At 61.9% G+C, this 11,430-nt stretch carries 3 protein-coding genes; all 3 read left to right on the plus strand.

The features are described from left to right. Positions 1-184: 184 nt before the first annotated feature. The 3 genes from BWR02_RS14930 (at position 185) to BWR02_RS14940 (ending at position 11,399) form a co-directional block, all read left to right on the plus strand. Positions 185-3,121, plus strand: a complete 2,937-nt coding sequence (locus BWR02_RS14930; protein WP_139558729.1) for a PAS domain S-box protein — start codon at positions 185-187, stop codon at positions 3,119-3,121. Positions 3,122-3,249: 128 nt separating this feature from the next. Then, a complete protein-coding gene (locus tag BWR02_RS14935) occupies positions 3,250-10,437 on the plus strand; it encodes a PAS domain S-box protein (RefSeq protein WP_139558730.1) in 7,188 nt (2,395 codons plus the stop codon). Positions 10,438-10,940: 503 nt separating this feature from the next. Next, positions 10,941-11,399: an EVE domain-containing protein gene (locus BWR02_RS14940; protein WP_139558731.1), complete on the plus strand. Its 459-nt coding sequence runs from the start codon at positions 10,941-10,943 to the stop codon at positions 11,397-11,399. Positions 11,400-11,430: the final 31 nt, after the last annotated feature.

Consider the following 11,430-nt stretch of genomic DNA (forward strand, 5'->3'; position numbering starts at 1 on the left):
GACGCTGTTCTGTTCAGCGCCTTCCATCACAGCCTGGGGACGGCGGCCCATTGCTCCCGTAAAATCCGAATCTGCCGGTGACGGCTCGCGCCTGTCCAGAGCCATCGACACCGACGAAGCGCGCTAGCGGCGCGGCGCCCGCGCGCCGCTTCCATACCCTAGATCTTGCAGCACGGTCATTTCCATGATGCCGCACAGACCCTTGCTCACCCGAGACAAGCCCCAACGCGATCCCCAAACGCAAATTGACGCCGCGCTCGCGGCGATGGGGCGGGCATATGGGCCGCCGGGTGTACTGGTAAACGCCCGATTCGAGCTACTGCGATTTTTCGGTGAGTCAGAGCGCTATTTTGCGTTGCCCGCCGGTGTCGCGAACTTCTCTGTATTGGCGTTGTGCCGCGAGGAATTGCGCAACGAAGTCAAGATCCTTGCCTACCGCATGACGGAAGAACGCGTGGAGTCCCTGACGGGGATCGGCACGGTACTTCCATTGGAGGGCGGGGCCTTGCGGGTCAGGCCGATACTGCGCCGGATCGAGTCGACCTCAGATGGGTCCGAACCGGCCATTCTGATCAGTTTTGAGGAAAGCCCTGCCGAGTGCGTGCCGGTCGCCGATACCGAATCCGCCCAAGCTGATGAAGTCAGGCGTCTCAGAGATGAGCTCACTGGTACGCGGGAGCAAATGGAGGCCTTGATCAGGGCGTTGGAAGCCTCCAACGAGGAATTAGAGTCCCTGAACCAGGAGGCGCAGGCGTGCAGCGAGGAAATTCAGTCGTCCAACGAGGAACTCCAAGCGTCGAACGAGGAGTTGACCACGCTGAACGAGGAACTGCGCCACAAGTCGCTCGAATTGAGCCAGACCAACACCACGCTGGGCAACATCCAGAACTCGATCAATGCCGGCCTGGTGGTGGTGGACCGGGAAGGCAGGATCACCCGCTTCAACGCGATGGCGGTGCGAATCTTCGGCATGGTGGAAGGCGATATCGGTCAGCACATTTGTGGCGTGCCTTGCCATCTCGATCTGCCCCACCTGCGAGACCGAATCGAAGAGGTCATCGGCGATGGCGGAAAGACACTGGCCCAGCGCGTCGGTATCGGCGAGCGGCATTTCCTCATGCAAATCGTGCCCTACATCGGCGAGCACGATCAGTGCGAGGGTGCCGTGCTGACCTTCACGGATATTTCGGAAATGCGGCGCGCCGAAAGGGAGCGGGAACTGGCCGAGGAGAAACTCAAGAAAAACCAGGCTCAACTGCTGACCTTTATCCAACACGCGCCCATCAGCGTCGCAATGTTCGACCGGGGAATGAATTATCTGGCCGCTAGCGGCCGCTGGCTGGTGGACTACGGTAAGGGACAAGCCGACCTGACCGGGTGCAACCATTACGAGTTGTACCCAGACTTACCCGGCCGTTGGAAGAGTATCCATCGGCGGTGTTTGGACGGCGCCACTCTGAAGAGCGACGAGGATCCATGGGTTCAGAGCGATGGCAGTTGCCGCTGGCTGCGCTGGGCGGTGGTGCCCTGGATCGATAGCGAGGGAGAGATCGGCGGCATCATCATGTCCGCCGAGGACATAACCGACCATAGGCTCGCCCAGGAAGCGCTGCGCGAGAGTGAACACATCTACCGGGCCATCGGCGAATCCATCGACTATGGCGTCTGGATTTGCGCACCCGATGGCGGCAACACCTACGCCAGCGAATCATTCCTCAAGCTGGTGGGGCTTACGCAGGCACAATGCTCGGATTTCGGCTGGAGCGAAGTGCTGCATCCCGACGATGTCGAACGCACCGTGGCCGCCTGGAAGGAGTGCGTGCGCACCGGGGGCGTTTGGGACATGGAACATCGTTTCCTGGGCGTGGACGGCAACTACCACCCGGTTCTGGCGCGTGGCGTACCGGTTAGGGACGAGCGGGGCCAGGTGCTCTGCTGGGCAGGCATCAACCTCGATATTGGCCGCCTGAAACAGGCTGAGGCCGCCCTCATCGAAGCCGACCAGCGAAAAGACGAATTCCTTGCGATGCTGGCCCACGAACTCCGCAACCCCCTGGCCCCCATCGGCAACGCCGTCGATATCCTCCGGCGGCCCAACCTCGACGCAGCCCAGATGGCCTGGTGCCGGGACATCATCGACCGCCAAACCGCGCAAATGACCCGGCTGGTCGATGAGCTCCTGGATATTTTCCGCATCACCCGGGGCAAGATCGAACTCCTGAAAGCGCCGCTCGCCGTGGCAGATATCGTGCAACGGGCCATCGAGACCGTCCTCCCTTTGATCAACGAACGACGTCATGAACTCGCTGTCAACCTGCCGCCCGAACCGGTCTGGGTCGAGGGCGATATGGTCCGGCTGGCCCAGGCGGTGTCAAATCTGCTCAACAATGCCGCCAAATACACCAACCAGGGCGGACGGATTGAATTGACCGTCGAGTCTGGCGGCAACGAGGCTGTCATCCGGGTTCGCGACACTGGACAAGGCGTCGATGCCGCTGCATTGCCTCATCTGTTCATTCCGTTCTACCAGGTGAGTCGGACCCTAGACCGTTCCGAGGGCGGCTTGGGAATCGGGCTCTCATTAGTCAAAAAGCTGGTGGACCTGCATGGCGGCAGCGTAGCGGCTTTCAGCGCGGGGCGGGGCCATGGCAGCGAGTTCACGATCCGGCTGCCGCGCCTTTTGGACCCGCCGTCCGCCGGAGCCCAAACCGCGACCGCGGATTTTTCGCCCACAGGCGGACTCCGCATCCTGGTGGCGGAAGACAACCACGATGTCGCCGAAAGCCTCGCCTTGTTGTTGCGGAATGACGGGCATGAGGTCTGGATCGCCTACGATGGCCCGAGTGCGCTGGAAATGGCGCAGGCCGAACGGCCGGATGTCGTGCTTCTGGATATCGGGCTACCGGGAATGGACGGTTGGGCGGTCGCCCGGTCGCTGCGGCGGTCCGAGAAAATAGGGAGGGTGCGGCTTATCGCCCTGACAGGTTACGGGCGGCGAGAGGACCGTGAGAAGTCACGCGCCGCCGGGTTGGACGAACATCTGGTCAAACCGGTCAGGCTCGAAGCTTTGCGGCGCTTGCTGGCCGATTGCCCTAGGCTGGACGTCCCGCGATCGGGATAAACTGGGATTCTCCGTCGGAATGTGAGCCGAGCGCCCCTCGTCAGCGTGCCACGGGCGGAATTCCTCATTGAGCGATCTAGTACCGGCCGAAAATAAACTCACACACATCTGAAGAAGGCGCGGTCGCCATGACCAACGAATCCCCCTCCTTTCTGGTCGTCATCGGTGCCTCGGCCGGTGGTTTGCGGGCGCTACGCCCGCTGGTCGCTTCGCTCGAGCGCCATGGCCGGACGGCCTATGTCCTGGCTCAGCATCTGTCTCCCGCCCATGTCAGCAATTTGGCCGAGATCCTGGGCTTCCATAGCGCGCTCACCATTCTCGGCGCCGATCAAGGCGCCCCCCTCCGGCCGGATCATCTCTATGTTGCTCCGCCGGGACACGATGTCCTGGTGCGCGATGGACATCTGGAACTGCTCCCGCCAGAACCCTCCGCGTTCATCTCGCCTTCCATCGACAAGTTGTTCATCTCGGCAGCCGAAAGCTTCCGGGACCAAGCGGTTGGGGTGATCCTGTCCGGTTCCGGGCACGACGGCACGGTCGGCGTGGACGCCATCCGGAAAGCGGGCGGTATCGTAATCATCCAGGCTCCCGTGGATGCGGATCAGGCCGCGATGCCAAGTTCCGCGCTGGAGCAACCAGGCCGCTGCTTCTGCGGAAACACAGAGGATATCGGCCGCTGGCTGAACAGCGTCGAAACCCTGCGCGAACGTCTGGGCGAAGGGCGGACGGAAGCCACCGCCTCGCCCTTCGACGAATTGCTCTGGCTGGTCACCGAGGCCACACACCTCGATCTCAGCCAATACAAGGAAGCGACGCTGCGCCGTCAAACCACCCGGCGCTATCAGACTCTGGGCTTCGCTTCTCTTGAGGAGTATTTGGCCCACGCCAAAGGTAATCCCGAGGAACTCTCTCGGTTGCAAGCTTCCTTCCTGATTTCCGTCTCGTGCTTCTTTCGCGACCGGCCTGCTTTCCTCGCCTTGGAAAAGGCTCTCCGCGAATTGATCCTCGGCAAAAGGGAGGGCGACTCGATCCGGGTCTGGGTCGCAGGCTGCGCGACCGGCGAGGAGGCTTATTCCGTGGCGATCCTGCTCGGCGAGATTCTGGGCAATCGACTGGGCCGTTTCGATGCTCGGGTGTTCGCCACCGATGTCGACCAGGAGGCCCTGGAATTCGCCCGCGCCGGGGTGTATTCATTCGAGGAGTTGGCCGATCTGGACCGCGAACGCTGGTTCAGGAAACAAGCGGGGGGTTGGCGCATCGCGAAAAAGCTGCGCGAACTGTGTGTCTTCTCGGTCCATGATCTGCTCAGCCACCCGCCCTTCATCAACATGGACCTGCTAACCTGCCGTAACCTGCTGATCTATCTGAAACAGGAACAGCAAGAGACACTGCTCAAGGCCTTTCACTACGCATTGAAACCCGGCGGCCTGCTGCTGCTGGGAAGATCGGAGTCCACCGGATTCAACTCGCAACTGTTCGAGGCCATCGACACCAACCAGAGGCTCTACCGGCGCCGTCCGGCCTCGGCTATCTTCGCCCAGCCCCGCGCGTGGTTCGCCCCACCCGCGTGGCCGCAGCCTCGCTCGCATGCGAGGGCTAAACCCGGTCTTCCTGCGCAATCCCTGGAAGAGGCCGCACGCTCGGCCCTGGTGCGCCACGGCCCGCCCGGCGTATTGGTCAACGCCAAGTTCGAACCCTTGTATTTTTTCGGCCGGTCGGAACGGTATTTCAGCCTGCCTGGGAACGACTCCGATTTCTCGCTGTTTTCACTGTGTCCCCGTGAATTGCGGGGCGAACTCAAGACCCTCGCCTACCGGATGGCGTGGGAAGACCTGGAAAGCCTACGGGGGACTGGCGCGGCGCTGGTGTTGGATGATCGGGTCGTCTGGGCCTGGCCGGTCTTGCGCCGGGTCAAGTTGGTGCCGGACAGCACCGAATCGGCCTTTCTGATTCACTTCGAGGAAAGCCCCGCCAGCGCTGCGGGGGGCGTTCCGACCGAATCCGACCAGGCCGATGAGACCGCGCGCCTGAGGGAGGAATTGACGGATACGCGGGCACACCTGGAGGCGATGATCGAGGCGGTGGAGGCTTCCCACGAGGAATCGCAGTCCCTGAACGAGGAACTCCAGTCTTCCAGCGAGGAATTGCAGGCTTCCAATGAAGAGTTGCAGGCCTCCAACGAAGAACTGAAAACACTCAACGAAGCCTTACGGCTCAAGTCCGAGGAATCGGACCAGATCAACACCACGCTGAACAATATCCAGAACTCGATCTGCACCGGCCTGGTGGTGACGGATCGTGAAGGCAAGATAACCCGCTTCAACGCCCTCGCGGTACGGGTGTTCGGATTGGTGGCGAAAGACATTGGCCAGATGCTCTACGGCGTACCCTGCCATCTCGACCTCCCCGAGTTGCGTGATCAAATCAACGGAGTGATCACGGGTGGGGACACGGTGGTGCAACGCGTCCACCAGGGCGATTTCCACTACCTGATGCAAATCGCGCCCTATATCAACGAATCAGGCGGGCGCGTCGGCGCCGTATTGACCTTCACCGATATCTCGGAGATGCACCGGGCGGAAGTCCGGCAGGAAGAAGCGGAGGAGCGCTTCCGCTTATTCATGGACAACAACCCGGCCATCGCCTGGATCAAGGATGAAGCAGGGCGCCACGTCTACCTTAACAAGACCTACGAGGACTTCTTCAATGTGCGGCTGGAGGACTGGCGCGGCAAGACCGACCAAGACCTGTGGCCGCCGGAAATCGCCAGTTCCTTCATGGCCAATGACCGGGCGGTGCTGGCGGCTGGGCGCCCAATGGAGGTCGACGAGGAAACCCTGGACGAAGACGGCAAGCGCCGCATATGGCGCAATTGCAAGTTTTCTTTCGAGGATAGCGCCGGAATGCGCTACGTGGGGGGTATCGGCACGGATGTCACGGAACGCCGGCAACTCGAGGAAACCCTGGCCCTGCGTGGACTGGCCCTCGATGCGGCCGCCAACGCCATCGTGATCACCGAATCCGACGGACACATCGAATGGGCCAACCAGGCATTTCTTGCCTTGAGTGGCTATAGCCGGGCGGAAGTATTGGGCCGTACCCTGCACGAACTGGTGCATTCCGGCCAACAGAGCCGCGAATTCTTCGAGCAACTGTGGCAAACCATCCGGTCCGGCCAGGTCTGGCAAGGGGAGTTGGTCAACCGGCGCAAGGACGGCAGCCTTTTTCATGAATACCAGACCATCACTCCGGTTAGAGGAGAAGACGGCCGTGTGTGCCGTTATGTGTCCATCAAGCAGGACATCACCGACCGCAAGAAGGCCGAAGCGGCCCTGCAAGAAAGCGAGCGCCGCTACCGTGAGTTGGTGCAAGACGCCAACAGCGCCATCCTCCGCTGGTCCCGCGACGGTCGCGTCACCTTCCTGAACGAATACGCCCAGTCGTTCTTCGGTTGGCGGACCGAGGAAATCGTTGGGAAGGAGGTCGGCATCCTGTTGCCGGCGCAGGGATCAACCGGCATCGACTACTCGGGCCTGGTCAAGGATATCGTCAGCCACCCGGATCGCTATCTCAACCACATCAATGAAAATGTTTGCCGGGATGGCCGCCGCGTCTGGATGGCCTGGACCAACCGCGCGATCTACGACGAGCAAGGCCGGGTGACCGGGATACTGGCCGTCGGCAGCGACATCACCGAGCGGAGGCGGGCCGAGGACGCACTACGCGAGAGCGAGGCGCGACTGCGGCTGGCGACCGAGGCTGCCAGGATCGGCGCGTTTGACTTGAATGTCCGAACCGGCGTGAACATCTGGACGTCGGAATTGGAGGCGATGTACGGACTCGCACCGGGTGAATTTGGGCGGACGCAACCCGCTTGGGAGGAATTGGTCCACCCCGATGACCGCGCCGGTGCGGTCGCCAAAGTCGAGGAAACACTCGCCACGGGCAAGCCGGTGCAAACCGAATTTCGCATTGTCCGGCCCGACGGCAGCGTGCGTTGGATTGCCGGGCGGTTTCAGGGGTTCAAGGACACCGAGGGGAAGCCTTTGCGCCTCACAGGCGTCAACCTCGATATCACCGAGCGCCAGCAGGCGCAGAAGCGGTTGGAGGAAAGTCGGCAGCAGCTTGCGCTGGCCCTGGAGGCAGGACAACTGGGCTTCTGGGACTGGGATGTGCCTAGCGGTGCGGTGCAATTCGGAGGCTGCTGGGCCACCATGCTCGGCTACGCCCCCTCAGACATCGAGCCTCATGTCCGCTCTTGGGAACGACTGGTTCACCCCGACGATCGCGAGTTCGTCATGGCGGCGCTAACCGACCATCTGGAGGGCCGCACCGAGCTCTACGAATGCGAACACCGTCTTCGGCACAAGGACGGCTCCTGGCGCTGGATTCTGGACCGTGGGCAAGTGGTGGAACGGGACGCTGAGGGCAAACCGCGGCGGGCGATCGGTACCCACGCCGATGTCACGGCGCTACGGACTGCGGCAGAGGCCTTGCGCGATAGCGAAGCGCGCATGCGGTTGGCCCAAGATGCGTCCCACGCCGGCACCTGGGAATGGATTCTGGACGGCAGTCGCAATTACTGGTCCGACACTCTGTGGGAACTTTATGGCCTGACGCTCGGCCAATGCGAGCCCAGCTACGCGGCATGGTTGGCTACTATCCACCCGGACGACCGCGGCCGGGTCGCCAGTCAGGTCAACGACGCGGCCAGCCAAGGCCGTGAATTCGAATCGCAATGGCGGGTCAATCGCCCGGCAGGACAGCCGACACGCTGGCTGATGGCACGGGGCCGTCCCATCATGGGGGTGGACGGCAAACCCGAACGCTACATCGGCATCGTCATCGATATCACCGAGCGCTTGCGCGCCGAGGAGGCGGTTCGGGCCAGTGAATCCCGCTATCGCTCGCTGTTCGAAAACATGCTGGAGGGATTCGCCTATTGCCGCATGATTTACGAGAACGGCCAGCCAAGCGACTTCACCTATCTCGATGTCAACCCCGCTTTCGAGCGCCTGACGGGACTGCACGACGTGATCGGGAAAAACGTCACCGAAGTCATCCCAGGCGTGCGTGAAAAGGACCCGGAGCTTTTCGCCGTCTACGGCCGGGTCGCGGCGGGCGGCAAGCCGGAAAGGCTCGAGATATACCTATCCGCTCTGGAAATGTGGTTTTACGTCTCCGCCTATGGGGTCGGCAGCGGGTGTTTTGTCGCCGTATTCGACGTCATCACCGAACGCAAACGAACCGAGGAAGAACTGGAGCGGTATCGCCACGATCTCGAACACCGGGTCGATCAACGCACCCGGCAACTGCAGGACGCCAACCGTGCCCTGGAGGAACGCGCGGCGGAGATCACCGACCTCTACAACCATGCGCCGTGTGGCTACCACTCCCTTGACGCCGACGGCATGATCGTTGCCATCAACGATACCGAACTGGCCTGGCTTGGCTACCGGCGCGAGGAAGTCGTGTCGCGCCTGAACATGGTCCAGATCCTTACCCCCGAAAGCGTGCGGGTCTTCGAGCAGAACTTCCCGCAATTCAAGGAAACCGGTCAGGTCAACAACCTGGAACTCGAATTGGTCCGTAAGGACGGCTCCGTGCTGCCAGTCTCGTTGAGCGCCACGGCGGTGCGCGACAAAGACGGCCATTATCTTCTTAGCCGGACGACGCTGTTCGACAACAGCGAACGCAAGGCGAAGGATCGGCACATCGCGCACCTCAACGCCGAGTTGGCGCGCCGCGTCGAGGAAGCCGAAGCCGCCAACCGCGCCAAGAGTGCCTTTCTGGCCAATATGAGCCACGAAATCCGCACCCCGATGAACGCCATCGTGGGCCTGACCCAATTGCTTGGCAAGGACCTCTCGGAACCGGGCCAGCGGGAACGGCTCGTCAAGATCCAGGAAGCGAATCACCATTTGCTGGCCATCATCAACGACATCCTCGACCTCTCCAAGATCGAGGCCGGCAAACTGACCCTGGAGACAGTGGATTTTTCCCCCGCCGCCCTGTTCGACCAAATCCGTTCCCTGATCGTGGAGAAAGCCCGAGACAAAGGCTTGAGCCTGCACTTCGTCACCGATGATTTACCGCCTGTATTGAGCGGCGACCCCACCCGTCTGCGCCAGGCGCTGCTCAATTACCTGGGAAACGCCATCAAGTTCACCGAGCAAGGCAGCATCCGCGTTGAGACATGCATCGTCGAGGACAGGGAAAACGACCTTTTGGTCCGCTTTGAGGTAAAGGACACCGGCATCGGCCTCGAGGCTGCGCAAATCCACCGGTTGTTCAGTGCGTTTGAGCAGGCCGACAACAGCACCACGCGCAAATTTGGTGGCACCGGCTTGGGGCTGGTCATCACCCGCCAATTGGCCCAACTCATGGGCGGCAAAGCCGGAGCAGACAGTGAACCAGGCCGGGGCAGCACTTTCTGGTTCACCGCGCGCCTCGCCAAGCGCCCCGGCCTGACCCTGCCCGCCGCGTCGGGCGAGAAACCTGCCGCCGGCTCGGTCTGGCCCGGCAAGTTTCAGGCTGTCAGGATCCTGCTGGCCGAAGACAATCCAGTCAATCAGGAAGTCGCCCTGGAGCAACTGCGGAATACAGGGCTGGAGGTCGATCTGGCGGAGAATGGCCGGCAGGCCGTGGAGATGGCGGCACGGGTTCCCTATGCGCTGATCCTCATGGACATGCAAATGCCGGAAATGGACGGCCTGGAAGCCACCCGGGCAATACGCCGCCTGCCGGAGCACCGCGCTACGCCGATCCTCGCCATGACCGCCAATGCCTTCGGCGAGGATCGCCAAGCGTGTCTGGAAGCCGGCATGAACGACCATATCGCCAAGCCGGTGGAGCCAAAGGTGCTCCAGTCTAGCTTGGAGCGGTGGCTTCCGCCGCAGGAGGAAGTTGCGCCATACACACCCCCGCAAGGTGACCGGGCAACCGACGAAGCCACCTTGCTCGCAGGGTTAAGCACGATCCCTGGCCTGGATATCGAGTGCGGACTCACCTCGGTTCAAGGGAAGCTCCACTTTTATCACCGCATGTTACGGCGCTTCGCCGAAACGCATTCGGAAGAACCCGCCCGCCTGCGCGAGCGGTTGGCTGCCGACGATTTCATCGTGGCTCGGCGGCTCGCCCATTCCCTCAAGGGTGCTTCCGCGACCTTGGGCGCGAGCAGTGTGCAAGCGGCAGCGGCAATGCTCGAGTTAGAGATCAAGAATGGGCGCGGTGTGCCCGCTCTGCTGAAACTGGTCGAAGACCTGGAAAAGGAATTGCGGCCATTGGTCGAAGCGATCCTGGCGTTGCCGACTTGAATGTGCAGGCCGAAGCGCCGCGCCTTTGGCGTTTCGGCTTCATTACTCCTTCTGCGGCTCGAAGCGCCGAGATTGCCCTTCAGTACAGTTGCCGAATCGATGACCGACGACCGTTTTCGGCGCGCGGCCCCAGTTCAAGCACATTGCCGAAAGCCGACCACGGGCGAAATCGGAACTTGGACCCCAGCATCCGCTTTGTTCGAAGACCTGCCGGCCAATGTGTGATTCCGGATGTCCGCTTCAGTCTGAAACGAGCCATCCAATGTCAGTCCTGTCGACCGCCTGCTTTGGGTCGAAAGCTCGCCTCCTACTGACCAGAGGGGCGCCGTTTCGATCATTGGACCTGTCGACGGGGGCGAAGCATGACTCGGCTGGCTCAGTTGGTCATCGAATGCGCAGCCCGCCAGCCCGCCCCGCTGCTCGCGTCAACGCGTCCGCGATCTGCACCGAAGTCGCGAATGGCTATATGATCGAGCCCATTTCAAGGCAGATGGGAAGAGAGCATGCGCTACTGGCTGATGAAGTCCGAGCCGACCGAATTCAGTATCGACGATCTGGAGCAGCGGCCGAACCAGACCGAGCCCTGGGATGGGGTCAGGAACTACCAGGCCCGCAACATGATGCGGGACGACATGAAAGCGGGCGACGGGGTGCTGTTCTACCACTCCAACTGCACCGTCCCCGGTGTGGTCGGGATCGCTGAAATCGCGCGCGAGGCCTATCCGGATGCCACCGCGTTCGATCCGGAGCATGTCCATTACGATGCCAAGAGCACGCCCGAGAAGCCGGTCTGGTTGATGGTCGACGTGCGTTTCGTACGAAAGCTGCAGCGCACGATCAGCCTGGCCGAGCTTCGCGATCAACCGGGGCTGGAGGGACTGCCGTTGATCCGACGTGCCAACCGGCTGTCGGTGATGCCGGTGACCGAGGCACAGTGGGCATTCATCCTGTCGCTGGAATAAACCGACCGCTGGATGCTGACCTAGCCCGGTG

The sequence above is a fragment of the Methylotetracoccus oryzae genome, assembly GCF_006175985.1.
Lineage (GTDB): Bacteria > Pseudomonadota > Gammaproteobacteria > Methylococcales > Methylococcaceae > Methylotetracoccus > Methylotetracoccus oryzae.